Annotated in this window: 23 protein-coding genes and 2 pseudogenes; 14 read left to right on the forward strand and 11 right to left on the reverse strand. The window is 42.3% G+C overall.

The window, feature by feature from the left end:
• Positions 1 to 61: 61 nt before the first annotated feature.
• A pseudogene (locus V7K89_RS09130) lies at positions 62 to 513 on the reverse strand (DNA methyltransferase); the annotation flags it as partial.
• 131 nt (positions 514 to 644) lie between these two features.
• Between V7K89_RS09130 and V7K89_RS35805 the strand changes: the two are divergent.
• Positions 645 to 1022 (forward strand): tetratricopeptide repeat protein, encoded by a 378-nt coding sequence (locus V7K89_RS35805; protein WP_442941621.1) that lies wholly within the window; start codon positions 645 to 647, stop codon positions 1020 to 1022.
• Positions 1023 to 1084: 62 nt separating this feature from the next.
• On the opposite strand, the gene V7K89_RS09135 is transcribed toward V7K89_RS35805, so the two are convergent.
• The 3 genes from V7K89_RS09135 to psaA all read right to left on the reverse strand — a co-directional run bounded on the left by V7K89_RS09135 (position 1085) and on the right by psaA (position 6245).
• Entirely contained in the window at positions 1085 to 1504 is a 420-nt protein-coding gene (locus V7K89_RS09135) for an REP-associated tyrosine transposase (RefSeq protein WP_335186436.1), read from the reverse strand.
• A 134-nt stretch (positions 1505 to 1638) separates the two neighbouring features.
• The gene (psaB, locus tag V7K89_RS09140) at positions 1639 to 3870 is read right to left on the reverse strand and encodes a photosystem I core protein PsaB (protein ID WP_335186399.1); all 2232 of its coding nucleotides are present in this window, start codon (positions 3868 to 3870) and stop codon (positions 1639 to 1641) included.
• A 116-nt stretch (positions 3871 to 3986) separates the two neighbouring features.
• Positions 3987 to 6245: a photosystem I core protein PsaA gene (psaA, locus tag V7K89_RS09145; protein ID WP_335186401.1), complete on the reverse strand. Its 2259-nt coding sequence runs from the start codon at positions 6243 to 6245 to the stop codon at positions 3987 to 3989.
• 553 nt (positions 6246 to 6798) lie between these two features.
• Here psaA and V7K89_RS09150 point away from each other — a divergent pair.
• Entirely contained in the window at positions 6799 to 8445 is a 1647-nt protein-coding gene (locus V7K89_RS09150) for a hypothetical protein (protein WP_335186438.1), read from the forward strand.
• 182 nt (positions 8446 to 8627) lie between these two features.
• Complete coding sequence (locus V7K89_RS09155; RefSeq protein WP_335186403.1) at positions 8628 to 10412, forward strand: HAMP domain-containing sensor histidine kinase; 1785 nt, start codon at positions 8628 to 8630, stop codon at positions 10410 to 10412.
• On the opposite strand, the gene glsA is transcribed toward V7K89_RS09155, so the two are convergent.
• The gene (gene glsA / locus V7K89_RS09160; RefSeq protein WP_335186405.1) at positions 10409 to 11323 is read right to left on the reverse strand and encodes a glutaminase A; all 915 of its coding nucleotides are present in this window, start codon (positions 11321 to 11323) and stop codon (positions 10409 to 10411) included. The two genes, V7K89_RS09155 and glsA, sit on opposite strands and share 4 nt — an antisense overlap.
• 110 nt (positions 11324 to 11433) lie before the next feature.
• Here glsA and V7K89_RS09165 point away from each other — a divergent pair, with 110 nt between their 5' ends.
• The 5 genes and pseudogenes from V7K89_RS09165 to V7K89_RS09185 all read left to right on the forward strand — a co-directional run bounded on the left by V7K89_RS09165 (position 11434) and on the right by V7K89_RS09185 (position 16563).
• Positions 11434 to 12021, forward strand: a complete 588-nt coding sequence (locus V7K89_RS09165; RefSeq protein ID WP_335186407.1) for an RICIN domain-containing protein — start codon at positions 11434 to 11436, stop codon at positions 12019 to 12021.
• 645 nt (positions 12022 to 12666) lie between these two features.
• On the forward strand, positions 12667 to 14172 hold the full coding sequence (locus V7K89_RS09170) for a thioredoxin-like domain-containing protein (RefSeq protein WP_335186409.1): 1506 nt from the start codon (positions 12667 to 12669) through the stop codon (positions 14170 to 14172).
• Positions 14173 to 14275: 103 nt separating this feature from the next.
• Positions 14276 to 14845 (forward strand): annotated as a pseudogene (locus V7K89_RS09175) (HAD family hydrolase); the annotation flags it as partial.
• Between the two features lie 117 nt (positions 14846 to 14962).
• Complete coding sequence (locus V7K89_RS09180; protein WP_335186440.1) at positions 14963 to 15313, forward strand: DUF952 domain-containing protein; 351 nt, start codon at positions 14963 to 14965, stop codon at positions 15311 to 15313.
• A 332-nt stretch (positions 15314 to 15645) separates the two neighbouring features.
• Positions 15646 to 16563 carry an RluA family pseudouridine synthase gene (locus V7K89_RS09185; protein WP_335186442.1) on the forward strand — a complete coding sequence of 306 codons (918 nt, stop codon included), beginning with the start codon at positions 15646 to 15648 and terminating at the stop codon, positions 16561 to 16563.
• 217 nt (positions 16564 to 16780) lie between these two features.
• Here V7K89_RS09185 and V7K89_RS09190 read toward each other — a convergent pair whose 3' ends face one another.
• The 3 genes from V7K89_RS09190 to V7K89_RS09200 form a co-directional block, all read right to left on the reverse strand.
• On the reverse strand, positions 16781 to 17548 hold the full coding sequence (locus V7K89_RS09190; RefSeq protein WP_335186411.1) for a phycobilisome rod-core linker polypeptide: 768 nt from the start codon (positions 17546 to 17548) through the stop codon (positions 16781 to 16783).
• Between the two features lie 378 nt (positions 17549 to 17926).
• The gene (locus tag V7K89_RS09195; RefSeq protein ID WP_335186413.1) at positions 17927 to 18469 is read right to left on the reverse strand and encodes a hypothetical protein; all 543 of its coding nucleotides are present in this window, start codon (positions 18467 to 18469) and stop codon (positions 17927 to 17929) included.
• Positions 18470 to 19078, reverse strand: coding sequence for a phycobiliprotein lyase (locus V7K89_RS09200; RefSeq protein WP_442941619.1), 609 nt, complete (start codon positions 19076 to 19078; stop codon positions 18470 to 18472).
• 303 nt (positions 19079 to 19381) lie between these two features.
• Between V7K89_RS09200 and V7K89_RS09205 the strand changes: the two genes are divergently transcribed.
• The 5 genes from V7K89_RS09205 to V7K89_RS09225 all read left to right on the forward strand — a co-directional run bounded on the left by V7K89_RS09205 (position 19382) and on the right by V7K89_RS09225 (position 22151).
• Positions 19382 to 19549: an NblA/ycf18 family protein gene (locus V7K89_RS09205; protein WP_335186415.1), complete on the forward strand. Its 168-nt coding sequence runs from the start codon at positions 19382 to 19384 to the stop codon at positions 19547 to 19549.
• 513 nt (positions 19550 to 20062) lie between these two features.
• Positions 20063 to 20620, forward strand: a complete 558-nt coding sequence (locus tag V7K89_RS09210) for a bleomycin hydrolase (RefSeq protein ID WP_335186417.1) — start codon at positions 20063 to 20065, stop codon at positions 20618 to 20620.
• A gap of 78 nt (positions 20621 to 20698) precedes the next feature.
• Positions 20699 to 21193, forward strand: coding sequence for a bleomycin hydrolase (locus tag V7K89_RS09215; RefSeq protein ID WP_335186418.1), 495 nt, complete (start codon positions 20699 to 20701; stop codon positions 21191 to 21193).
• Between the two features lie 175 nt (positions 21194 to 21368).
• Positions 21369 to 21977: a HEAT repeat domain-containing protein gene (locus tag V7K89_RS09220; protein ID WP_335186420.1), complete on the forward strand. Its 609-nt coding sequence runs from the start codon at positions 21369 to 21371 to the stop codon at positions 21975 to 21977.
• 27 nt (positions 21978 to 22004) lie between these two features.
• Entirely contained in the window at positions 22005 to 22151 is a 147-nt protein-coding gene (locus tag V7K89_RS09225) for a hypothetical protein (RefSeq protein WP_335186422.1), read from the forward strand.
• Between the two features lie 20 nt (positions 22152 to 22171).
• Here the strand turns inward: V7K89_RS09225 and V7K89_RS09230 are convergent, their stop codons facing one another.
• Both V7K89_RS09230 and V7K89_RS09235 read right to left on the reverse strand, forming a co-directional pair.
• Complete coding sequence (locus tag V7K89_RS09230) at positions 22172 to 23080, reverse strand: HEAT repeat domain-containing protein (RefSeq protein ID WP_335186424.1); 909 nt, start codon at positions 23078 to 23080, stop codon at positions 22172 to 22174.
• Positions 23081 to 23112: 32 nt separating this feature from the next.
• The gene (locus V7K89_RS09235; protein WP_335186426.1) at positions 23113 to 23352 is read right to left on the reverse strand and encodes a hypothetical protein; all 240 of its coding nucleotides are present in this window, start codon (positions 23350 to 23352) and stop codon (positions 23113 to 23115) included.
• A 337-nt stretch (positions 23353 to 23689) separates the two neighbouring features.
• Here V7K89_RS09235 and V7K89_RS09240 point away from each other — a divergent pair, with 337 nt between their 5' ends.
• Positions 23690 to 24961 (forward strand): HEAT repeat domain-containing protein, encoded by a 1272-nt coding sequence (locus V7K89_RS09240; RefSeq protein WP_335186428.1) that lies wholly within the window; start codon positions 23690 to 23692, stop codon positions 24959 to 24961.
• A gap of 18 nt (positions 24962 to 24979) precedes the next feature.
• On the opposite strand, the gene V7K89_RS09245 is transcribed toward V7K89_RS09240, so the two are convergent.
• A complete protein-coding gene (locus V7K89_RS09245; RefSeq protein WP_335186430.1) occupies positions 24980 to 25540 on the reverse strand; it encodes a sugar O-acetyltransferase in 561 nt (186 codons plus the stop codon).
• Positions 25541 to 25788 lie beyond the last annotated feature (248 nt).

Consider the following 25788-nt stretch of genomic DNA (forward strand, 5'->3'; position numbering starts at 1 on the left):
ATAAGTTATAAATTTTAACTTCTCACTCCTGACTCTTTACTTAATTTGGTTATTGGCTAAATCAATAACGACTTCCCATTACATAATTTTTATTAATTTCAAAAGATATCCATCGGCGTTGCAGAGTTTCAGCAAAGTTGGTTGTATTAGAACCTGCAAATGGATCTAATACTATATCACCTTCATCAGTTAAAAATTTGATGAATAACTCGACGAACCCTTGAGGAAAATGTGCTGGATGGGGTTTAATTTTTGCTGTTTTGCAGTGTAGTAAATAAGTACTATTCGGTTCAGTATTAGCAATTTATAGTAAATTTGACGGAATTGCACCTTGATTATCTTTTTGGAATTTATCAGAAATATCATGTTCTGTTCGCTAGGACGTATTTTTGCTTTATAGCCATTTTTGAGTAGTTACTTCATACTTTGGCTATAGGGCTTTAAAACTTTTCCGTTATCTGCTTTAGGATTGGGTGTTTTAGACAACCACCAAACTGTATTTACAGAATCTTCTTTTACACTAAAATAAAGCAATTGAGCTTAAACCTGACAGTCTTCTTGCTCACTTTGTTTACAGTGAGCGCGCTAGCTTATGGAGTGAATTAGGGGATAATCAAGGAGCATTAAAAGACTGCAAGAAAGCAATTGAGCTTAACCCTGAAAGTTCGTCAACTTACAATGTTCGCGCTAGATTACGGATCAAAATAGGTGATAATCAAGGAGCATTACAAGACTCCAACATAGCAATTAAGCTTGCACCTAAATCTGATGTTTCCTATAGCAATCGAGGTGTTGCTCGCTCCAATTTAGGTGATAAACAGGGAGCTTTACAAGACTATAATAAAGCGATTCAGTTAAATGCAAAAAATGCTACTACCTACAATAATCGAGCTTGGGTTCGCTATGACTTAGGAGATAAGCAAGGTGCAATTAAAGATTGGCAGCAAGCTGCTAACCTTCATTTAGAACAAGAGGATACAAAACAATATGCAGAGGCAATAGAGAGAATTAATGGCATGTAAGGCTACAAAGGGGCGGGCAAGATGCCCACCCCACAAGAAAAGAGAGAATGTAATGATTGAGATTATTTAGGGAGTTGCCAAAAGAAGGGGTAATTTTCTGTGCTTGATGACAGCCCTGCTTTTACAGGATTTTGTCTGATATATTCCCAATATTGTTGAAACTCTTCATCGTTCCTAACAATACGGTCATATCTTTCATCTTGCCAAACTGTTCCTATATGTTTCATAACTTTGGGAATTTGTTTAGCACTATAACCTTTAATACTTTTCATAATGCTACTCAATGACCAAAACTCATTTTCCGATTTGAGTATTGGCTCAATAAGCAGATACACATGATTTGTCATAAATACAAAGACAAATATTTTATATCTGTTTTTATCAAAAAATAAGTAAGAATTAAAAACTATTTCTCTAGCTTCTAGGCTAAGTTCTAACTTTTCCCAAGTATTAAAAGTAATGAAATAAACTGCCCTTATAATTTTTTTATAACTTTTCTTGTGGGGTGGGCATCTTGCCCGCCCCTTTCTCTATTTTTCCCACCCAAAACAAAAAATCCCCCACCTTGCTTGCGGCAGGGGATTTTTATTACTTACCTACAAAGCTAGCAGCCAAATTAACCGAACTTACCAGCAGTAGAAGCAATCAAGAATGCAGCGTAAGTTACAACGTAGCCAACAGTGAAGTGAGCTAGACCGACTACACGAGCTTGAACGATAGACAGAGCCACAGGCTTGTCTTTCCAGCGAACTAGGTTAGCTAGAGGAGTGCGTTCGTGTGCCCAAACAAGGGTTTCAATCAACTCTTGCCAGTAACCTCTCCAGGAGATTAAGAACATGAAGCCAGTAGCCCAAACTAGGTGTCCAAACAGGAACATCCAAGCCCAGACAGACAGGTTATTCACGCCGTAGGGGTTGTAACCGTTAATCAACTGAGCAGAGTTAGCCCAGAGGTAATCGCGGAACCAGCCCATGAGGTATGTAGAGTTCTCATTGAACTGAGCGACGTTGCCTTGCCAAATACCTAGATGCTTCCAATGCCAGTAGAAGGTCAACCAACCAATGGTGTTGAGCATCCAGAATGTAGCGAGGTAGAAGGAATCCCAAGCTGAGATGTCGCAAGTACCGCCACGACCAGGGCCGTCGCAAGGGAAGGCATAGCCGAAGTCCTTTTTATCGGGCATCAGCTTGGAACCACGGGCATCCAAAGCACCTTTGACCAAGATCAAGGTGGTGGTGTGCAGACCTAAAGCGATCGCATGGTGTACCAAGAAGTCGCCAGGACCGATTGTTAAGAACAGGGAGTTAGTACCAGCGTTGATGGCATCTAGCCAGCCTGGTAACCAAACGTTAGCGTAGTTGGGCCATGCTGTGTAAGCAACACTATCTGGGTTAGATAATAATGTATCTAAACCGTACAGTACTTTACCGTTAGCAGCTTGGACGAACTGAGCAAACACTGGCTCAATCAGGATTTGCTTTTCAGGAGTGCCGAAAGCAACTACTACGTCATTGTGTACGTATAGACCAAGAGTGTGGAAGCCCAAGAAAAGGGATACCCAGCTGAGGTGGGAAATAATCGCTTCTTTGTGCTTCAGCACGCGGTCAAGAACATTGCCTTTATTTTGTTCTGGATCATAATCACGTACCCAGAATATTGCTCCGTGAGCAAAAGCACCAAGTATCAGGAAACCAGCAATGTATTGATGGTGCGTGTACAGCGCTGCCTGAGTCGTGTAGTCCTTCGCAATAAATGCGTAGGAAGGCATGGCGTACATGTGCTGCGCTACCAGAGAGGTGATGGTTCCCAGAGCAGCTAGGTGAATACCTAACTGGAAGTGCAGTGAGTTGTTATAGGTGTCGTACAAGCCTTGGTGAGGCAGGTTGAATTGACCTTCACTCTTAGTATTGGGTACTAACCCAGCTTTGGAGTTCAGCATTTCTTTGATGCTGTGACCAATTCCGAAGTTAGTCCGGTACTGGTGACCGGCAACTATGAAGATAACTGCGATCGCTAGGTGGTGATGAGCTATGTCAGTCAACCACAAAGCTTCTGTCTGAGGATGGAAACCACCCAAGAAACTTAGAATTGCAGTTCCTGCACCTTGCGATGTCCCGAAGATATGTCCAGGTGTGTCAGGGTTTTGAGAGTAAACACCCCAGTTACCTGTAAAGAATGGTGTCAAACCTGCTGGGTGGGGTGGGGTACTCAAAAAGTTATCCCAACCTACGTGCTGACCGCGAGATTCGGGGACAGCAACGTGAATTAAGTGACCAGCCCAAGCCAAAGAACTAACACCAAACAAACCTGCTAAGTGGTGGTTTAGGCGATGTTCAGCGCTCTTAAACCATGCCAAGCTAGGACGGAACTTGGGTTGCAAGTGTAGCCACCCAGCGAATAACAGTACAGCTGCAAATAACAGCAAGAACACTGAACCGTTGTAGAGTTCGCCGTTCGTCCGCATTCCGATGGTATACCACCAATGGTAGAGACCAGAGTAGGTAATGTTTACCGGATTGCTAGCGCCCGCTTGGGTAAAAGCTTCAATCGCTGGTTTACCAAAGTGGGGGTCCCAAATCGCATGGGCGATCGGACGGATGTGAAGGGGATCTTTAATCCACTGTTCAAAGTTACCTTGCCAGGCTACGTGGAACAGGAGGCTGGATGCCCACAGGAAGATGATTGCCAAGTGACCGAAGTGAGTTGCGAAAATCTTTTGGTAAAGATTTTCTTCCGTCATGCCATCATGGGTTTCAAAATCGTTGCCTGTAGCGATCGCATACCATATCCGACGAGTCGTCGGGTCCTGTGCGAGATCCTGGCTAAATTTGGGAAATTTTGTCGCCATAGGTTTAATAAATCCTCTGACCTTTAGCCATCAAGTATCAGCGTCTAGAGTTCTGAGTACCAAGTTTTGAGTATTTATCTCAACACTCAGCACTCAGCACTCTCAATAACTGATTGCTACCCTACCGAAAGAATGTGTGCATGGAAGAATGCCCAAGTTGTGGCAATTCCTCCTAAGAGGTAGTGAGCTACCCCTACAGCCCGACCCTGAATAATGCTCAGAGCGCGAGGCTGAATTGCTGGAGCTACCTTCAGTTTATTATGTGCCCAAACAATGGACTCAATTAGTTCTTGCCAGTAACCGCGACCACTGAACAGGAACATCAAGCTGAATGCCCAAACAAAGTGAGCGCCTAAGAACATGAGTCCATAGGCAGATAACGCACTGCCGTAGGAATTGATGACTTGTGTAGCTTGTGCCCACAAGAAGTCTCGCAACCAACCGTTGATGGTAAGTGCACTTTGAGCGAAGTTACCACCAGTGATATTAGTTACAGTACCATCTGCATCTACGGTTCCCCAGACATCTGATTGCATCTTCCAACTAAAGTGGAAAATTACAATAGATAAGGAGTTGTACATCCAGAAGAGTCCGAGGAATACGTGATCCCAGCCAGATACTTGACAGGTACCGCCACGACCAGGGCCGTCACAAGGGAAGCGGAAGCCCAAGTTTGCCTTGTCTGGAATCAGACGAGAACTACGGGCGTACAGCACACCTTTAAGCAGAATTAAGACTGTGACGTGAATGGTGAAAGCGTGAATGTGGTGAATTAGGAAGTCCGCTGTTCCCAAAACAATGGGTGCAGCTGCCACTTTTCCGCCAACAGCCAAGACACCGCCGCCAAAGACATAGCTAACTGGTTCTAGAGCATTGGGTGCAGTTGTACCAGGAGCCAAGGCATGGATATTTTGTATCCACTGGGCAAATACTGGCTGCAATTGAATCCCTGTATCAGAGAACAAGTCTTGAGGACGACCCAATGCACGCATTGTGTCGTTGTGGATGTAAAGTCCAAAGCTATGGAAACCGAGGAAAATACATACCCAGTTCAGGTGAGAAATAATCGCGTCACGGTGACGAATCACCCGATCCAGCAAGTTGTTTTGATTCACAACTGGATCGTAATCCCGCACCATGAAGATCGCAGCATGAGCTGCTCCACCAACAATCAAGAAACCACCGATCCAAATATGGTGAGTGAATATACACAACTGCGTAGCGTAATCAGTTGCCAAATATGGATAAGGGGGCATCGCGTACATGTGATGCGCGATGATGATGGTCAGCGAACCCAAGAAGGCTAAGTTAGTAGCCAATTGAGCGTGCCAGGATGTGGTCAGGTTTTCGTAGAGACCTTTGTGACCTTCACCGGTAAAAGGACCTTTGTGGTTTTCCAGGATCTCTTTAATGCTGTGACCAATACCCCAGTTGGTACGGTATTGATGACCAGCAACGATAAAGAGAACTGCGATCGCTAAGTGGTGATGAGAAATATCAGTCAACCACAAGCCGCCTGTTACCGGGTTCAGACCGCCCTTGAAGGTAAGGAAGTCAGCATACTGACCCCAGTTCAAGGTGAAGAAAGGTGCTAAACCAGCTGCAAAGCCAGGGTACAGTTCGGTCAACAAGTCTTTGTTCAAGATGAACTCGTGGGGCAGGGGTATGTCTTTAAGAGCAACGCCTGCATCCAAAAGCTTGTTGGTCGGTGCGGACACATGGATTAAGTGACCTGCCCATCCCAATGAACCACAACCTAGCAGTACTTGCAAGTGGTGATTCAGCATCGACTCCACATTCTGGAACCATTCCAGTTTCGGAGCGCGTTTGTGGTAGTGGAACCAGCCAGCAAATAGGAACAAGCCGGCTAATACCAAGCCACCGATCGCTGTGCAGTAAAGTTGGAAGGAGTTTGTGATCCCCCAGCCACGCCATACCTGGAACAAACCAGAGGTGATTTGAATGCCGTGGAAACCACCGCCAACATCACCGTTTAAAATGTCTTGTCCCACAATAGGCCAAACGACCTGAGCACTCGGCTTAACGTTTAACGGGTCGGTTAGCCAAGCTTCGTAGTTAGAAAACTTCGCGCCGTGGAAAATCATCCCGCTCAACCAAATTGTCACTACGGCTAAGTGGCCGAAGTGGGCTGAGAATATCTTGCGGGAGATATCTTCTAAATCGCTTGTATGTGTATCAAAATCATGGGCGAGTGCGTGCAGGTTCCAAATCCATGTGGTGGTTTTGGGACCTCTGGCTAAAGATCTGTCAAAGTGCCCAGGTTGTGACCATCTCTCGAAAGAGGTTGCAACTGGATCGTTATCGACGATTACTCTTGCCTTTTTTTCCTCTCGCTCCGGAGGACTTATTGTCATTCGACCTCCTCTCTTGATAAGGAATGAGGAATCATAAATACCACAAAATGTACAATTCCCGCATACTCCAGAATTTTTTTTACTGAAGCTGCGATGAAGACCCGATGTGGATAGTTGTTTCTCGTTGAATTATAAAGTCTTCACTTGTACATTGTTAGAGATATTTTAACAATAATTCAAACTTGCTTCAATATTGCTGGAATTCATGCCTTCACTGGCTTTTAACTTCAAACTCTTTGTCAAAAAGTCAATAGTTTATCTATTTAATTTACAAACAATAACAAATCGTAAAATTTATGGTTTGGGTGTATATATGTCGATGTCCCAACTTTTGCTGCTATTACTCATGAATATTTATGTCATATTTCAATCATATTTCAAATTTTGTAAGTAAAACGCTGTATAGAATATGACTCATTTTCAAATTTTATGAAATGCAAAGGAAAACTTATGGGATGTGAAGTAGATTTCACCCTTTGGGCTATAGTTCCAGATGGACAGTTTGAGCCAAAATAATCTGTCAATTGTCGAAGACTATCACTGGGTGCAACGCATGAACTCGTGGCAGAAAAGGGTGTTAGAGAAGCTCCTCCCTGAGAAGTTCCCGGTTCTCAGGTGGGTAATAACATTGGTGCTGGTATTAAGCTTGACCAGTTGCGGCGAGAAAGCCGACAGCCAGGAAGTATCTACTGGCTATAAAGAAAACTCCCCACAGATTTCTCAAATTTCAAAGCAATTTTCCGAAGTTTCCCCTCCATCTGTTATCCAAGAACTGCATTCAATTTTGGAAGTTTATCAACCACAGGTGACAATTGTTACTCCAAAAATTGATGAAGTTCTTCAAGATAACAAAGTTACAGCCAGTTTTCAGGTTAAGGATCTACCAATATTTAAAGACCTACAATTACAACTGGGCCCACATCTACACGTAATTCTGGATAATCAACCTTATATACCTGTTTACGACCTGAATCAGCCCTTGGTTTTGCCAGACTTATCTCCAGGTAGTCATACTCTGCGTGTTTTTGCTTCTCGTCCTTGGCATGAAAGCTTTAAGAATGAAGGTGCTTATGCCCAAACAACATTTCACGTCTTTACCAAAACCGACGATAACACCCCAGATCCTAAATTACCTCTGCTAACTTACGGCCGTCCTCAAAGTAGCTATGGGGCAGAACCAATTTTACTGGACTTTTACCTAACTAATGCTCCTTTGCACCTCATTGCCAAGGAAAACGCCAACGACGAGTTCAGTGATTGGCGCATCCGCTCCACTATTAATGGTGAAAGCTTTATTTTTGATCGCTGGCAAGCAGTTTACCTTAAGGGCTTTCATCCAGGGAAAAACTGGGTAAAGCTAGAATTTCTCGATAATCAGGGAAATCCTGTCAAAAATGCCTTTAATACTACAGTTAGATTGATCGACTATCAGCCAAAGGGTAAAGACACTCTGTCGAGAATTGTCAGAGGAGAACTCACAGCAGCTGAGGTACGCCCTATTGTAGACCCGAATTATAAACTTGCACCTAAACCTACACCCACACCTTCTGTTGAAAAAACATCCCCAACACCGCCCAAGGTAGAAAAACAGCCGATTCCTGAAACTGAAATTCCAGAAAAATCCAAAATACAGCCAGAACAACCAAAATTAGAAGTTCCAACGGCTACACCAACTCCCAGCTTGTCCCCAACATCACCAGAAATTCTTGAGTCCCCAGCATTAGAACCACAGCCGCAGGTAACACCAACTCCCGAATCAACACTGTTACCTGAAAAAGTAACCCCTCAGCCAACAAAACCTAGATTTGGTGGATTTTTTAACCGTGGAGCTGGTAAAGTTCCCACCCCAGAAGCACCAGTTGCACCATCTCCTAGTTTGCCACCCACACTGCCGGAGATTATTGAGTCTCCAGGATTAGAACCACAGCCAGCGGTAATGCCAACTCCTGAATCAACGCCGTTACCCGAAAAAGTAACGCCTCAGCCAAAAAAATTTAGATTTGGTGGATTTTTTAACCGTCGAACGACTAAGACACCTACTCCCCAAGTAACGATTGCCCCATCTCCTAGTTTGCCACCAACGCTGCCAGAGATTATTGAGTCTCCAGCACCCAAAACGCCAACACTAGAACCACAGGTAGAGGTAACGCCAACACCTCCTTCCGCTGAATTACCCGAAAAACAAGTGCAACAGCCATAAAAAAAACAGGATTTAGTTATACTTTGGAAGGCTGGTAGAGGCAGAAGAAAAGTGAAATAAATCACTTTTCTTCTGCGTCATCAGATTTAGCAAGATGCATTAGAAAGTTTCAAAATTTTTGCTTTTACTGAATAACTGGGAATTCTAAGTAAGCATTGATTCTTATTTTACTTAGGATTAATATGGCTTTCCAGACTCCAGATTCAGATTTTTCATCAGTTTCCAGTAATATCGCCGTCGTTCAATCGAGCCGAAAAGGGTGGTTCTCAAAAATTAGCAACGGTCTGAGTATTGGCAACAAAATTAAATTTGGCTACAGTCTTGCTCTCGGTGTGGGAATTGTCGGAACCACAATTGGGTTAGTTTTAGGAGATCGCTATCAGCAACAGGCGTTACAGCAGCAGCAAAATGCCTTTAAAGAACTCAATTTGCTCTATCGCCTCCAGACAAGTATCCTGCAAACCCGGACGCACCAGCAGCAACTCATTCCCTTAGTGGGAAATCTAAAGTTGTACAAAGAGGAATATGCCCACATTACTAATACACATGCACCTGAAATTAAGCAGGTTTGGTTGGAACTCCAAACGTATATAAAAACTGTCGATTATGCGAACCAAAAACACACCGAGAATATTCCCCAGCTACTAAAAACTTATGAAGGTGTAACACAAACTTATATCCAGCAGCTTGAAGAACTATTTCAACAACTTGATTTATCTCCTCCAACTGAGAATAAAATTGCGATCGCTCAACGACGGCTGTTGAAGTTTACCAATAGTGAGTTAGCACTTAAGTTTGATGCGATCTCCGATGAACTGGTTACTATCATTAATAACTCTTATGAGGAATTACAAACAGCAACGACGACGTTCAAGACAGTAGCACAAATACGCATTCAAATTATTGTTGCTAGCATTCTGTTGTCAGCAGTAATTGCTACTTTTTTAGCTTTTTTGACGAGTCGAACCATTACCCATCCCGTCGAAGTGCTGACGAATGTAGCGCAGCAAGTCACCAAAGAATCTAACTTTGATTTGCAAGCACCCGTCATAACTACAGATGAAATTGGCATACTTGCTACTGCATTTAACCAAGTTTTGCACAAGGTTAAATGCTTACTGGAAGAACAGCAAGCAGCTGCCTTTCGTCAGCAGCAAATGCAAGAAGCACAATTGATTCAAAGTGAGAAAATGTCTAGTTTAGGACGAATGGTAGCTGGCATTGCCCACGAAATTAATAATCCGGTAAATTTTATCTACGGCAATTTAGATCCTGCTATTCAACATGTAGATGATTTATTAGCATTATTACAAACCTATCGCCAAGAAATACCTAGTCCACCTCTAGCAGTACAAAACCACGCCACCGAAATTGATGCAGAATTTGTGGAAGAAGATTTACCTAAAGTTTTGCAGTCAATGAGGTTCGGCGCTGATCGCGTCCGACAAATTGTCTTGAGTTTGAAAAACTTCTCTCGTCTAGATGAAGCAGAAGCCCATGCAGTCAATTTGCATGAATGTATTGAGAGTACGCTACTCATCCTCAATAACCGGATTAAAAAAGGGATTACAATTGAGCGCTGCTACGGTGATATTCCCAACATTGAAGGTTTTTCTAGCTCGCTTTACCAAGTGTTCATGAATATTATCAACAATGCACTTGATGCTTTGGAAGAACAGTACAATACTCAAGACAAACCACGAATTACGATCACTACCGAACTTCAAGACAAAAACTGGGTAATTGTCCGTATTGCTGATAACGGTTCTGGTATTGCCCCTGATACTCAAGAGAAAATTTTTGAGATGTTCTTTACCACCAAACCAACAGGTGTTGGTACTGGTATGGGACTTTCGATTAGTCATCAGATTGTTGTCGAAAAACATGGGGGACAACTAATTTGTAAATCTGAGGTGAGTAGTGGTACGGAATTTATCATTTCTCTCCCCATCAAAAGTAGCATTTAGCCAAAAATACTCAACTGTAACTCTTGTGCTAAAGCCTCAACAAAGACAAGCCCTGCTACCGGATTTCCTACCTCATCCAAAGCTGGACTATAACAAGCGATCGCTCCCTCTCCTGGTACTATTGCTACAAGCCCACCACCAATCCCTGATTTCATCGGTAAACCAATTCTGACTGCAAACTTGGCAGAAACTTCGTATAATCCACAAGTTGACATTACAGCATTGACAATCCGGCGGTTTTGTGATAATAAATAGCTATTTTCACAAGCTAGCAGTTTTCCTAACAGAGCTAAATCTTTAACTTGCCCGGAAATACAGCATATTTGCTCATAAGTGTCAAGTGCTGTATCAATATTTTCGAGATGACCAGCTTGGGCGAGATAATTAGCGATCGCTTCATTAACTTTTGAGCGGGTTAATCGCACTGAAGCCAGCATCACCTCATCTAAGCTTAGTTGGCAACCTGCTAATTGGTTGAGCCATTGACAAAATAAAAGAGTGCGTTGATTAGCGTCCTTTCCTGGTAATTTATCAGAGAGAGTAATTGCTCCACTATTGATCATCGGGTTACGGGGCTGGCCGCGATCATTAATTAATTGTTCTAAAGAATTGAAGGGTGCATCTGATGGTTCCACCCCAACCCAGCCGAAAACCGTTTCTGCTCCTAGATGTTCTAGCAGATAAAGTAGAGAGAATGTCTTAATAACGCTCATTAGTGGGAAGACGCAAGTGGTATCCCCAAAGCTGATATTTTTCCCCGATGTACAGCAGATGTGAACTGCAAACCAACCAGGATTAGCTTTAGCCAATTGCGGAATGCGATTAATAATTTGTCCTCGTTCAACCTGAATTTTAGCTAGTTGAACCCAGGCTAATAAGTCTGTAGTAGTTAGTTTGTCAAATCCTTTCAAAGTGTAAATTTTCTAAAAGTTCATTTATTAAATAGCAAGTAACAGTATACTGTGAACCTGCTGAGAGTTTTGTAATACCGTAGAAACACGAGCTCAAAGAGAAAAAACTTGTGAAACCTAATTTGAAAAAGTATACAGCGATCGCAGTTGGATTCGTCGGATCGCTATTATGGGGAGCAACTTGTGTTCTAGAAAATCAAAATGCTATTGCACAAGTAGGGGGAATGTTTATAATAAACGAACTATCAAACAAGTGCATTGATGTATCTGGAGATCCTGGGACAGCTAATGGTACGCGATTGATACTTGCTAATTGCGAACTATCTGGATTTAGCGCTTCTGGTAAGATCACAGATCAGAAATGGGAATTTATTCGTGGGGGATTTATCAGAAATAAATTATCCAACAAATGCATTGATGTAGAGGGACAGCCTGGCACAGTTACTGGTGCGCGATTAATACTTTCTGATTGCGAAGTATCTGGATTTAGCCCTTCTTTTGAAACCACAGACCAGAGGTGGGAATATATTGGTGCAGGATTTCTTAGAAATGGATTATCCGACAAATGTATTGCTGTATCTGGAGATCCTGGCACAGCTAATGGTACGCAATTGGTACTTTCTGATTGTGAAATATCTGGATTTAGCAGTTCTGGTAGAAGCTCAGATCAAAGGTGGCGGTGGCAACCAAGTTTTTAAGAGATTAAGGGATGGGGTGCAACGCTAAAAACATTTCTAATTTATGCAGTTATTGAAAGTTAGAAACTGGCAGTTCTCAAGACTAGCCAGTTTTTAGCCTTAAACTTGTTGGCATTTTAACTCTTGTATCAATACTTGGCAGCGCTTACTGGCTTCTCTTGCCTGTTGCCTAAACTGTTTAGCTTGCTCTTGGTTAGTTAAATATACTTCAGATGCTTTTTGCCTGAGTTCAACAACTTGTTTCCTGAGTTATTGAATACGAGTTTTTAATTCTTCAATTATTTTCATCTTTGCTTTTGTTCTGAAATCACAATTTCCAAATTTTCAATTTTTGGCTTCTTCATAAAGCATATCTGCTCTACTAGCCAGCAAGCTAGCATCATCAAAATCATTGTTTGCTATTGCTCTGTCATGAGCTTTGTACAACTCATCAATGATTTCTTATAATTGTGCGTAAGCTTGTTATAATACATTTCGTGTTTCTGAGTTCAGATTTACTAGTTAAATATCTAATTTTCCTGGAATTAAATCGAAGTTTAATTTTGTTTAAGTCTCTAGTAACAATACACGATAATATATCATTATTTTTCATCGGCCTATTTCAAAAAATTAGTATAAATATCCTCTAATAGCAAAGTATACTCTATGATTCCCCGTGTCAGAGCGCCAGAATTACCACAAAATTACTCTTGGCTCAATACTGATAAACCATTGTCTCTTAAACAATTCAAGGGTAGAGTTGTAATTTTAGATTTTTGGACATACTGCTGTATTAATTGTCTGCATATTCTGCCTAGCCTGAAATATTTAGAACAGAAATATAAAGATAGTCTTACTGTTATTGGCGTACATTCTGCCAAATTTGATAACGAAAAGGAAACAGAAAATATTCGTCAAGCTATTTTGCGCTACGATATTGAACATTCTGTTATAGTTGACAGCGGTTTTCGGATTTGGGAAGAGTATGCTGTGCGTGCTTGGCCTACGTTAATAATTATTGATCCAGAAGGTTATGTGATTGGTCAGATTTCTGGTGAAGGAAATCGTGACACTTTAGATGAGTTGATTCAAAAGTTAATTCAGCAACACCAAAACAAAGGCACAATTAATTTCCAAGAAATCAGCTTAACTTTAGAAAAACAGCGCCAACCATTAATCACACCTTTAGCTTTTCCTGGTAAAGTTCTAGCTACTCCAATATGTTTATTCATTGCTGATTCTGGACATCACCGCCTAGTTATGAGTAGTTTCGACGGAGAAATTTTACATTTAATTGGTACTGGAAAATCTGGCTTAACCGATGGTGCTTTTGACGAAGCACAATTTTTTGCACCGCAAGGAATGGCTTATGATGCCGAAAATCAAATTCTTTATGTTGCTGACACAGAAAATCATGCGCTGCGGCGAGTTGATTTAAAGCACCAAGTAGTCGAAACTATTGCAGGAACTGGCGAACAAAGCCGTAATATCAATCCTCATGGCGGTATTGGTTTAGAAACCGCACTAAATTCCCCTTGGGATTTAGTGAAAGTAGGAAATACCTTATTTATTGCAATGGCTGGGTCGCATCAAATTTGGCAAATGGATTTAGTAACTGGCATCATCAAAACTTATGCTGGTACTGGTGCAGAAGCATGTATCGATGGTTCACTTACTGAATCTGCCTTTGCTCAACCTAGTGGTATTACTAATAATGGGCAAGAATTATATATTGCTGATAGTGAAGTTAGTTCAATTCGTAGTGTTGGAATTGTCGAACCTTACCAAGTAAGAACTATTTGCGGTAGTGGCGGTTTATTTGGTTTTGGCGATGTAGATGGACAAGGTGAAGATGTCCGTTTACAACACTGTTTAGGAGTTGAATTTGCTCAGAATTTTTTGTGGGTTGTAGATACTTACAATCATAAAATTAAATTTGTAAGTCCCAGTGGTAATTGTCAAACAGTTTTGGGAGATGGTTCTGCTGGTTTACAAGATGGTCAAGGTAAAAAAACTCGTTTTTTTGAACCTTCAGGATTGAGTGTGATGAATTCATATCTATATATTGCTGATACCAATAATCATGCCATCCGCCGCGTAGATTTGAATAATTTTAAAGTAATAACGCTTCAATTTCCTGATTTATGTGCGCCAGATGTTTGTATTCCGTAAAATTTATAGAATAATAATCTTACGCAAAGGCACAAAACAACTCTGAATCTGGAGCGTCTGTCCGTGAAATTTTAAATAATAATGTTGTAAAGCGATCGCTTATATGCAATTAGTCATTTTTGATATTGATGGAACTCTAACAAACACCTACAAAATTGATGAAAATTGTTTTTTACGAGCCTTTGCATTAGAATTTGGTATTTTTGGTATAAATACAAATTGGTCTGAATACGCATATACCACAGATTCTGGAATTACCCAGCAAATTTTCAAAGAAAAGTTAGAACGTCTTCCTTCAAATGAAGAAATAATTAGACTCAAAGCACGTTTTGTTAGCCTACTCCAGGAAGCATTTATTAACAAGCAAGAATTATTCAGCGAAATTCCTGGTTCTGCAAATGTATTAGTTAAATTACAGCTAGACTCTGATTGCTGTATTGCGATCGCAACTGGTGGTTGGGGTGAGTCTGCTAAATTAAAACTTCAAAAAGCTAATTTACAAGTAGAAAACATTCCGTTAGCTTCAGCTAATGATGCACTTTCGCGGGAAGATATTATTAAGACAGCTATTATTAAAGCAGAAAATGTTTATGAAGTTGAAAAGTTTCAGAAAGTTGTTTTTGTAGGTGATAATGTTTGGGATGTAAGAGCAGCCTATCGTTTGAACATTGCTTTTATTGGCATAGGTGATAAATTAACAAATTTAGGCACTACCAAAGTAATTAAAGACTTTACAAATTTAGAATATTTCTTAAAAATATTACAATCCGCAACAATTCCTAGACTTTCTATGAACACCATTCTCCACATTACCAAACACCAACAATGGGAACAAGCAAAAAATCTTGGTATATATCGCGCTGATTCGTTAGATGGCGAAGGTTTTATACATTGCTCAAAATCAACACAAATACTCAAAGTTGCAAAGAGATTTTTTGATAATCAAAAAGAATTAGTACTACTTTTTATTGATTCTGAAAAAGTACAAGCTGAAATTCGCTATGAACCCGCTGAAATAGGTGAATTATTTCCTCATGTATATGGTGAGTTAAATATTGATGCTGTGTATCAGGTGATTGATTTTGAAGCTGGGGAAGATGGTTTATTTGAGTTGCCACAAGAAGTTATAAATTTAGAATAATCAACCACAGAGGCGCAGAGAACACAGAGGAGAAATGCAGAGAATTTAAGCGATCGCTTTTGGCTAGGGCGTTCACAAATATCCTCTAAAGTCAAATCAAGGTTTTGAAACTCAGCTTTGTAGGTTTTGCTTGTGTAGACGACAGTTTCTAACTGCCCAAATAAAGAAATTCCGCGCTTTACTTAAAGAACGGGAATTAATCTAGAGCAACTGTGAGTGAATTTAATTTACAAATCCAAGAAAATAGCGATGGCTCCGCCAACGCCAAAGGCGAACGCTTGTCAACTCTACTTGAAGATGCTACACCTAGCTTGCTTCCCCTTAAGAGTACAATACACTGCGTTAACACTAAAGGCGATCGCCTTGATCGTTACCTTTCCCAAGAATTACCAGACTTATCCCGTTCCCGCATCCAACAGTTAATCGAACAGGGTAACGTCCAACTTAACGATCAAGTTTGCACATCTAAGAAGATCAATGTCAAGCTAGGCGATCGCATCACTCTCGAAATACCAGAAGTTCAACCTCTAGAATTGCAAGCAGAAGATATTCCTTTAGATATCCTTTATGAAGATGACCAGTTACTTATTCTCAATAAACCCGCAGGAATAGTTGTCCATCCTGCGCCTGGTCATCCTGATGGCACTTTAGTAAATGCCCTATTGGCTCACTGTCCCAATTTACCAGGAATTGGCGGAGTCCAACGTCCGGGAATCGTCCATCGATTGGATAAGGATACAACAGGAGCGATCGCGATCGCTAAAACAGATATTGCCCATCATCATCTACAAGCACAACTGAAAGCAAAAACTGCACGACGAGAATACTTGGGCATAGTTTACGGTGCGCCAAAAACTGAAAGTGGTACTATCGACTTGCCCATTGGTCGCCATTCCCAAGACCGCAAAAAAATGGCTGTTATGCCTGTTGAACAAGGTGGACGAGTCGCCGTCACTCACTGGAAGGTATTAGAACGTCTTGGTAATTTCACCTTAATTCACTTTCAATTAGCAACTGGACGCACCCATCAAATTCGTGTCCACAGCAGCAAAATAGGTCATCCCATTGTCGGCGACCCAGTTTATAGTTCTGGCCATTCCGTGGGGGTAAATTTGCCTGGTCAAGCACTACACGCTTGGCGATTAAAATTGCAGCATCCCTTATCTGAGGAGTTGATTGAGGTGACAGCTACTCCTCCTGCCCACTTTAAAAAACTTTTAGAAATGCTAAAAAGACGAGCTACACTTTAAACTCATCCACGCCTGAAATCTATCCCCGTTTTAAACACATTGAGCATTGATAAAAAACTATGCCCAATGCCCATTAACAACTAGCGTGCATTAGACATGGGATAGAGTCTGTTTCACTTAGTTATATCTAAATAAAACTCCTACATAACCCAAGACTTATGCACGCTATAAAGCGATCAAATGGATGTACTAGCCAGCCACCGACCAAAAATCGTTGTTATTTAATTCCTGACAGTTGCCGATAAGGTACAGACTTTTCGATATCGATGTTGTATGGCGAGACCCGTTGTGGAGGATTGCCAGTTGCATTGATACTTTGCGCCAAACCCAAGAATAAAGCTGGATCGCCAGCCTTGGGCTTTTGCTCTTGTGGGAGGAATCTGCGTACTTCGACCTGCCAAATGATTTGGGGGAAACCCAGTTTGGCACGGTGGTAATCTTCGTATCGCGGAGATTTAATGTTAAATGGTAACTCACCCTCAGATTGGGATGGCAGTATCCGACGACGGTGATAAGGCACTGTGGAGTATCCAAAATTGCTCAGATACTCTTCAGTGTTGAGCACTTCATCAATAAAGCCTACAATACCCTTGGTAGCGACTACAATTGACCAGGCAATTTTTTCCCGCTGATTGTAAGGATCGCGTCCTAAAACCCGCTGAATTACTTGCTCAACAAAGCGATAATTATTGTTGAGGTCGTAGAAGCTTTTCTTAAAGGTATTGGAAAGCACCAAACCACGAATAAAGTCCCGTACTGTAATTTGTCCATTACGGAGTTGAGACTCTAAAAATGTTTCGCGATCGGCTGTAAAAGCATAAAAGAAAATTTGACGATATGCTGCTTCGATCAAATCACCTAAATCTGACGGAGAAAGTATATTGTCGGTAGAAAAAATCCTGGGTTGATCGTCACCCGGTACTTCATATCCAGCTACACGCTGATTTTGACTTGAAGGTTCATATTCTAACAGAGGAATTGCCACTCTAAAGCCTCCATGTTCTTAATTAAAGTTAACAACTTTTAATCACATATTAAAGGAGTAGTTGTATCAGAACCTGAGATTCTGATAAAATTTCACGAAACTTAACTAAGGGTAATTTAAGTATTCGTAGGATAAAAGATTAGCTTACTGGATTAAACCCATAGCTAATCAAAAAATAAGGAATTAGACTTCCAGCTTAATGACTACGTAAATGACTAAAAAATTTTATTCACATATTTTAGATTAGGAGATTCAGTTTCACCTTTTTAAACCAAAGTAATAATTTTTAACATTTAGCAAAAGAAATTAATGTGGCATGAGGCATGGTTATTTTTCTTGTCCCCCTTGTCCCTCTTGTCCCCTTGTCCCCTGCTCTCTTCAGCGACCTATCCAAAATTCCAGGGGATCTATGGTTGGTTGACAGTGAGGCCAGCTACGCAAAGTTGCTTCCATTCCTGCCTCCCAGTAGGGTGGTTCCAATCCTAGCCCTAAGCAAAGATGAGATAAGATGCTAGCAAACTGCTCATTGTGACCAAAGTCTCTTAGATGGGCATGGGCGTATTCATGGACGACTATACCAAACCAGTCTCTAGGTGTAACTCGACCAACATCTACCAGAATAGTGATTGGGTTTGTGAGAATGTTGCACAGCCCATCTATGCCGAAGGACTGAGCTATGGGAACTGCAAAAATTTGGATGTGGCGACGCTCTTGGGGATGAAAGCACTGATGACAAACTTCTAGATAAGTGTTGATCTGAGCGTTCACAGCGTTAATATTCTCACCGATCCAAGTGCAAATGGGGATGCGATCGCGCAGGTTCTCAAACACATTCACCATACCCGGTTCTAGGGCAAGTCCCTGTACTAGACGCAGATAATCTTGCCCACGAGTAAAAGCATCGCTCTGCTTAAAAATCATTCACCAGCCCAAAACTGAATAAAACTGTCTTTTTTGTAAAACATCCGCTCCTTGTTTTTCTGTTACTTCTTCTGAGCTAGAAGCCTCACCAGAAGTTTCAATGCGGCTTTCAGTGCAAAACGATGCGGTGCTAAAGCCGCCAAACCGTTTAACTGTACTGGTTCGCATTCGCATATTTGGGCTGGCGAACCAGAATCGCTCAATGGAACTCATTGTTTCATATTCGGTTGTCAACACCAGTCCATCTTCATCATCCATGTGAAAAAGACCGACTACTGGGACAATTTCGGCGTAACCTCTCTCACGGAGTAATTTGCCTTGCCTTGGGTTATCGCTATCAGGCACGATCGCAAATATGGTTTTCCCTTGATGATTCTCCTCATCCTCTCGATCCCAAGCCATTGTCCCTAGCCAACGCACACGTGAGCCACCGACTGAAAGGCTGGGGTCAATCTCATGATATCGGCATAATTCAATGATTTCTGGATGATCGGCATCTAAAGTTTCTACCTGTATATCCGATTCTCCTGTTTCTGAGCGCTTAAACGCCAGATGATGAGTTGCACGTTGCGATCGCCACTTACCAGCACTTAGCCGAAAAAATTCCATTGCGTCTATCAATCTTCTGACTCCTACTTATTACTCCTGCGGATGATGTTTAGCTTGTTCTTTGTTTTTAGAGTAGTTGGTATATAAACATTCTAAACATTACAGCGATTAGTGGTCAGCTTCAATAAACACCCTAGAAAAGGAGAGAAACATGTTGTCATCTGATTGTAAACTTTTATGAGTGTGATTTATTATCGCTTGACAATGTAGACATTTTAATATCCCAGTGCTAAACTAGTAAAAAGCGATCGTCTTCCATTAACAACAAATACCCTTCGATTCAGTCAATCACAGGAGTCGCTCATGGACTTACCAGTCGAACTAACCTTAGAGCAACAGTTTCGCTTACAAAATTTGAAAGGCCAGGTAAAAAACTTGAGCCAAGAAGAGGCTCAGGAATTTTTGTTAGAAATTTTACGGCAGATGATGGTGAAAGATAATTTGGTTAAACATCTGCTAAAACAAGCTTGATAAGCTCGATAAAGTAAAAAATAAGATTTTTTCCTTAAGACTTACGCAGTGGCAGAGTTCCAGTCAAACGCGTAAGTCTTAATTTTTTGGGCATTGGGCATGGGGCATGGAGCATTGGGCATGGGGGCTGAAGAATAGACTCACCGTAAATCTCTCTCCCAAGCTTGGGAGAGGGACTTTTAAATTGGCCCCTTCTCCTAATTATGGGAGAAAGGGTTGGGGATGAGGGCGAATTTTGCATTTATGCAAGAGGTCTAATAAGCTCTTAGCAGAGAGCAAGGGAGAAGAGTTTTACTCTCTTCTAAGAGCACCCCGCCCACAAAGCTTCTTTACCAATGCCCAATTCCCAATGCCCCATGCCCAAGGAAAATATTACAGATTATTACTTTGTCTCTCATAGTAAAGACTAGGGTACTATTGATCCCCTATGTTTTTCTTTGGCTACTCGCAGTTAATCTGATCGAGAACAGGCCAAAAATAATATCCGCCATTTGTGAATATTAAGGAGAACTCATGGTTCTTGACGCTTTTTCTAAAGCTGTAATTACAGCAGACGCCAAAACTGCTCCTATCGGTGGTGCTGATTTAGCAGCCCTCAAGACTTTCATTTCTGATGGCAACAAGCGCCTTGATGCTGTAAACGCGATCGCTAGCAACTCTAGCTGTGCCGTTTCTGATGCCATTGCTGGAATTGCCTGTGAAAACCAAGGTTTAATTCAAGCTGGTGGTAACTTGTACCCAACTCGTCGCCATGCTGCTTGCCTACGTGATGCCGAAATCATCCTGCGTTACGTAACCTATGCGCTATTGGCTGGTGATTCTTCTGTATTGGATGATCGTGCTCTGAATGGGCTAAAAGAAACCTACACAGCTTTGGGCGTCCCCACAGGTTCTTCTGTACGTGCTGTACAGCTCCTGAAGGCTATCAGCGTTGCCCACATCACCAACACTAACACTGAAGCTAACGCTGGTAAGAGATTTCGTAAGCAAGAAGTAGTTCAAGGCGACTGCTCTGCTCTAGCTGCTGAAGCTGCTAGCTACTTCGATCGCGTTATTTCTGCTCTGAGCTAATAGCTCATGGCTAACGGCTATTAGCCAAACGAACTGAAATTAAAACCCGATCAAATCCCATCTGGAGTATAAAAAGCAATGAAATCAGTTATCACCACGGTTATTACATCTGCTGATGCAGCAGGTCGTTTTCCATCCACCTCTGACCTAGAATCCGTCCAAGGTAGCATTCAACGTGCTAACGCTCGTCTAGAAGCTGCTGAAAAGCTGGCTTCTGGGATCGATGCTGTCGCGAAAGAAGGTTATGATGCTGCCTTCAAGAAATATCCTTTCTTGAACCAAGACGGTGAAGCTGGCGACACCCAAGTTAAAAAAGATAAGTGCCTCCGCGACATCAAGCACTACCTGCGCTTAATCAACTACAGCTTAGTTGTGGGTGGTACTGGACCTTTGGATGAGTGGGGTATTGCAGGTGCTCGTGAAGTGTATCGCTCTTTGAATCTGCCCACTGCTCCTTATGTTACCGCGCTGACTTTCACTCGCGATCGCGCTTGCGCTCCTCGTGATTTGTCTCCTCAAGCGTTGGTTGAGTTCCGCAATCTCCTCGACTACGTAATCAACTCCCTGTCATAATCACACGGATTAGATAGACGAGCGATTGTCATACTATAGAACTAGGGACTCTCAGTCTGTTGCTTTGCCTAAAATTAGGTTGAGTAATCGACTTAGAGTCCTTCAGTTGTGTATTAATATTTATCATTTATCTCTATCTTGAACTCAAGAAGTTTAAACAGCGAAATTATCTCTTATGACAATAGATTCTTTATTTGAACAGTTGAAACACCCCAATCCCAATCTGCGGGAACGAGCTATGTGGGAACTGGCTGATGTCCGTGATGAAAATACTATTCCTCGGTTAATGAGTATTTTGGATCAAGAAGATATAACCTACCGTCGAGCTGCGGTAAAGGCACTGGGTGCCATTGGTATAGATGCTGTACCGCCACTAGTAGAGTCATTGCTAAACAGTGATAATGCGACCATTCGGGGCAGTTGTGCTAAAGCCCTGGCACAGGTCGCTGCTAACCATCCAGACGTACCCTTCCCAACTGAGGGCTTACAGGGATTAAAAACAGCGCTCAGTGACCCAAATGGTGTTGTTTATATTGCATCTGTAATGGCTCTAGGTGAGATTGGTTCCCCTGCCTTTGAAATTTTAACTGAAGCTCTAAAAACAACGGATAATGTGGCGGTGGCTGTAGCGATCGTGAATGCACTCGGTTCGATGGGTGATATTAGGGGAGTGGAAGTGCTGAAGGCATTGACTAATAATGACTCTGTCGATCCATATGTACGAGAGTCAGCAGTGAGTGCCTTGCCCCGATTGGATCAAGTGATTAATTATAATAGAGGATAGCGCGATTACGGTGGGTGAGTTGACAGCTTGGCTAATGCGGACGACTTAAATAATCGGTTGAGAAGCTTAGGCGATCGCTCCACTCGTGGTCAGCAAAACTCAAAACAGAAATTGTTTTATACAACTGTGTATGAAAATGCTGGTTGTTTAGTCTATCCCGAAACCGTCTCATAGGTTAGTAAATGTGCATCGCTCTATTCCCAAGCATCTTCTTCTAACTGTCTTTCAATTTGAGAAATTGCCAACTTGAACACTGCCTGAACCCCCGCTTCCCCTTCTTTAGTCAATGCAGCTTGCAGGGGTTCTAAGGCAGCCCCATCACCAATTTTCATCAATGCTAAAGCCGCCGCTTTTCGAGTTTCCCAATCGGCATGATGCAGTAACTCGATGAGGTTAGGAATTGCTGGTCGATAGGTCAGGCTGCCCAAAGCAGCAGCAGCTTCACACCGGACAATTTCAGATGGATCGGTGAGGGCATTAACTAAAATATTAAATGCTCCTTCTTCAGTACCTTCTTCAGCTATTTTAGCGATCGCTCCCACCACCGCACCGCGAACCTCAGCCGAATCTGAGTTAATCTCTTGATATAAATATTCCTTCGCCTCTGCTCCAATAAATCCTAACGCCCATACTGCATATCCTTTAGCACTTTCTGGATACTCGTTTGATGCTAAGATTTTTAGTAATGCAGGCACAGCGGCCTTACCTATCTTGGCCAGCGCTCCCACGGACGAGGCTTTGACCACCGTATCTTCATCATTTAACAGAGCCTTGACCAAGGTTGGAATTGCGATCGGGTCAGCGATCAGTGTCAGGGTTTTGGTGCTAGCTCGCCGCACAACTGGGTTTGGGTGATTTGCCACAGCTTCCATCAGTAAAGGGGCTGCTGGTTTACCGATTTTGCCCAAAGCCTCTGCAAAACTCAACCTAACCATCCCCCGTGAGTCTCCCATACTCTCAATCATTTGCTTGAGTAGGTCTTGGTCATCAGGGTTGAAGGTGTTTAAGCTTAATTGCTCACTCACCGCTGCAAATAAAGCATCAGTTTCTGCCTGAGACAGATTTAACGAATCCTCCCCGGATTGAGTTTTGGAGTTGAGCATATGACTTATAGCTAAATTATCAAGATAGATTACTAATTGCTGACGCTCAGGGCAGCTTGCTGATTACGGAGATCCTGGAGGGCAGAATCAATCTTGGCAAGCTCAGGCTCCAGTTTTGCCATCACATTTACTTTCATCAACTTAGCCCGTTTTGCTGTTTCCATAGTTTCTTGGACTAGACGTTCCCGATACTGCTCAAGTTCTGCAATAACTTCTGCGACATCTTGAGGGGTTACATTATCGGTTGTTGTGAGTTCTGAAGTTTCATCCATAACTTTTGTTTCCTAAATACGTGTTTATTTGAACGATGTGTGGTTAGTGTTCCCAAGAATGTTTGTATTTGGTTACTCGTTAAAGAGAACCAACTAACTAATAGCTGGCAAATGTATATGTTTCGATCTTCTCAGATCGCGTTACCACTGGTAAAGCTTTTTGATGAAAATCTTCAAAAGTCGAACTCAACTAATTATCCTTAAATAGCTACATAGAGACTTTTGATGCTTCTAATCAATCCCCAAACATAATTTCTCGCTATTTCCCAGTACCCAGTCCCTAGTACGATAGTAAACGTGACATCTGAGCAATTATCCAAGAGCAATTTACAGATCAATGGATAAACGTTTTTTTAAAATGTTTGGGCTAACAGAAGAAGAAGCGATCGCAATTATTGATACACCATTAGAACAACTCGAAGACGCTTCTGATAAGTATATTGCTGTTTCCCATCTAATTAACTATCCGACTGAGCAATCAATCGCGGCTTTGGTGCGGGCGATTGAAACCAGCAACCCTGATGAGTTAGATCACCGGATTGTCCGACGCAAAGCTGTGGAAAGTCTGGGGCGATTGCAGGCACAATCAGCTTTACCTGTAATTCGGCAATGTCTTAAAGATGATGATATTTATACTGTTGAAAATAGCGTGTGGGCAATCGGAGAAATCGGGGCCAAAGATCCAGAAATCCTCGAAGAAGTGGCGCAATTGCTAGATAAACCAGGTCAAATCTATCGAGTCATTATTCACACTTTAGCTAATGCTGATTATCAGCCTTCCCTAGAACGTGTAAAAAAATTTACTCAAACTGAGGATGAACCTACCCGTAGTGCGGCGATCGCTACAGTTTGTCGCTTCACAGGTGACTATTCCCAAATTACTGAGGTGATAGCGCTGCTGCAAAGTTCCAGCGTCAATGCACGGCGCGGTTGTATTCAAGACCTGATTGATTCCCGCTACTACAAAGCCATCCCAGAAATTGCCCGTTGTCCTGTATCTCTAGTATTTCGCTTGCGAGCATTGCGGATGCTTTTGGATGTAGGAGTTCCCAGTGATGAAATTACCTTTACAGAAATTCAACCTTACTTAGAGCGAGTACTCTACGATCATCCCAACGACCTCGATCTAGTACATGAGTATGATGCCACCCCTGTTCTAGATTTTGTGATTAACGAACTCTACGAAACCGATTTTGGACGTTGCTATTTAGCGACAAAAACTTTATTGGATATCTATACACAAGAAGCACCAGCAGCGCTTTTAGCAACTTATTCGGACAAGGCATATAACGATTATGGCGCTCATTATCATGTGATGAAACTTTTCGGCTGGCTGAAATATGCTCCTGCCTACGATTTGTTAGTAGAAAACCTGTACAACCGTGAACCTCAGTTTCAGAAATCTCGTGCTGCGTGTGCGATCGCTCTTGGTGAATTGGGTGATTCACGAGCAATATCTGAACTCAAAATTTGCCTAAATACACCAATTTGGGACTTGAAATATGCTTGTTTATTAGCGCTAGACCGCTTAGGAGACTCGTCTGGTCGAGAAATTTGCGCTCATGATGCTGACTGGTTAATTAGGGCAAAAGCCACGAGTACTCAATAGTTAGGAGTTATATTAAGCCTAGTTATCCGTTAGTTCCCGGATAACACGGCAGGGGTTGCCAGCAGCTAACACCCCGGTGGGAATGTCGTGAGTGACTACGCTGCCTGCACCGATGACGCACCCCGAACCGATTGTCACGCCCGGACAAATCACAGCCGCGCCGCCAACCCACACATCAGAGCCGATCTCGACCGACTTGCCGAACTCTTGCTGGCGGCGCAGCTTTGCGTTGAGCGGGTGGGCGGCAGTATAGATCTGCACTCCTGGGCCGAACAATGTGTAATCTCCGATTTTGACCTGGCAGACATCGAGCACGACGCAGTTGAAGTTGAAAAAGCACTTCTTGCCGAGCAGTATGTTGAACCCGTAGTCGCAGAAGAATGGTGACTGCATCCACACGTCCTCGCCTCCTGCACCCAACAGTTCTTGAAGGATGCGCTGACGCTCCTCCCGTTGGGAAAAGCGCATGGCATTGAGGTCTTGACACAAGTCACGCGCTCGGTCGCGAGCACGGACTAGTTCAGGGTCAAGCTTGTCATACAGATCTCCCGCCAACATCTTCTCGCGTTCACTAAGCACAATAACGCCTCTTTGCAGCAGATTGCAGGTTCATGAAGTACAATACTAAACCAGATTTCAATTTCAGTAAACTGAAAAGTTTTGCGTTAGCGTACCCCTCCGGGGAAGCAAGCTACACGTAGCGTCTCGTAGAGAAGGTATCACCCGAATCCATAACTATAGCGGTTCTCAGTTGGGTGCAATATAGTAACAGCAGTGGGTGAACCATCCAATAATGTCTTTTTTAGTTACCGCATTCAGAGCATTTG

This window comes from Nostoc sp. (assembly GCF_036917515.1).
Lineage (GTDB): Bacteria > Cyanobacteriota > Cyanobacteriia > Cyanobacteriales > Nostocaceae > Nostoc.

Bases quoted from the DNA above. Each gene is read 5' to 3' on its own strand.
- V7K89_RS09215 (WP_335186418.1), top strand. From the start codon at position 20,699: ATGAAATCAGTTATCACCACGGTTATTACATCTGCTGATGCAGCAGGT.
- V7K89_RS09240 (WP_335186428.1), top strand. From the start codon at position 23,690: ATGGATAAACGTTTTTTTAAAATGTTTGGGCTAACAGAAGAAGAAGCG.
- V7K89_RS09230 (WP_335186424.1), bottom strand. From the start codon at position 23,080: ATGCTCAACTCCAAAACTCAATCCGGGGAGGATTCGTTAAATCTGTCT.
- V7K89_RS09150 (WP_335186438.1), top strand. From the start codon at position 6,799: ATGAACTCGTGGCAGAAAAGGGTGTTAGAGAAGCTCCTCCCTGAGAAG.
- V7K89_RS09205 (WP_335186415.1), top strand. From the start codon at position 19,382: ATGGACTTACCAGTCGAACTAACCTTAGAGCAACAGTTTCGCTTACAA.
- V7K89_RS09210 (WP_335186417.1), top strand. From the start codon at position 20,063: ATGGTTCTTGACGCTTTTTCTAAAGCTGTAATTACAGCAGACGCCAAA.
- V7K89_RS09170 (WP_335186409.1), top strand. From the start codon at position 12,667: ATGATTCCCCGTGTCAGAGCGCCAGAATTACCACAAAATTACTCTTGG.
- V7K89_RS09180 (WP_335186440.1), top strand. From the start codon at position 14,963: ATGAACACCATTCTCCACATTACCAAACACCAACAATGGGAACAAGCA.
- V7K89_RS09200 (WP_442941619.1), bottom strand. From the start codon at position 19,078: ATGGAATTTTTTCGGCTAAGTGCTGGTAAGTGGCGATCGCAACGTGCA.
- V7K89_RS09220 (WP_335186420.1), top strand. From the start codon at position 21,369: ATGACAATAGATTCTTTATTTGAACAGTTGAAACACCCCAATCCCAAT.
- V7K89_RS09235 (WP_335186426.1), bottom strand. From the start codon at position 23,352: ATGGATGAAACTTCAGAACTCACAACAACCGATAATGTAACCCCTCAA.
- V7K89_RS09155 (WP_335186403.1), top strand. From the start codon at position 8,628: ATGGCTTTCCAGACTCCAGATTCAGATTTTTCATCAGTTTCCAGTAAT.
- V7K89_RS09195 (WP_335186413.1), bottom strand. From the start codon at position 18,469: ATGATTTTTAAGCAGAGCGATGCTTTTACTCGTGGGCAAGATTATCTG.
- psaA (WP_335186401.1), bottom strand. From the start codon at position 6,245: ATGACAATAAGTCCTCCGGAGCGAGAGGAAAAAAAGGCAAGAGTAATC.
- psaB (WP_335186399.1), bottom strand. From the start codon at position 3,870: ATGGCGACAAAATTTCCCAAATTTAGCCAGGATCTCGCACAGGACCCG.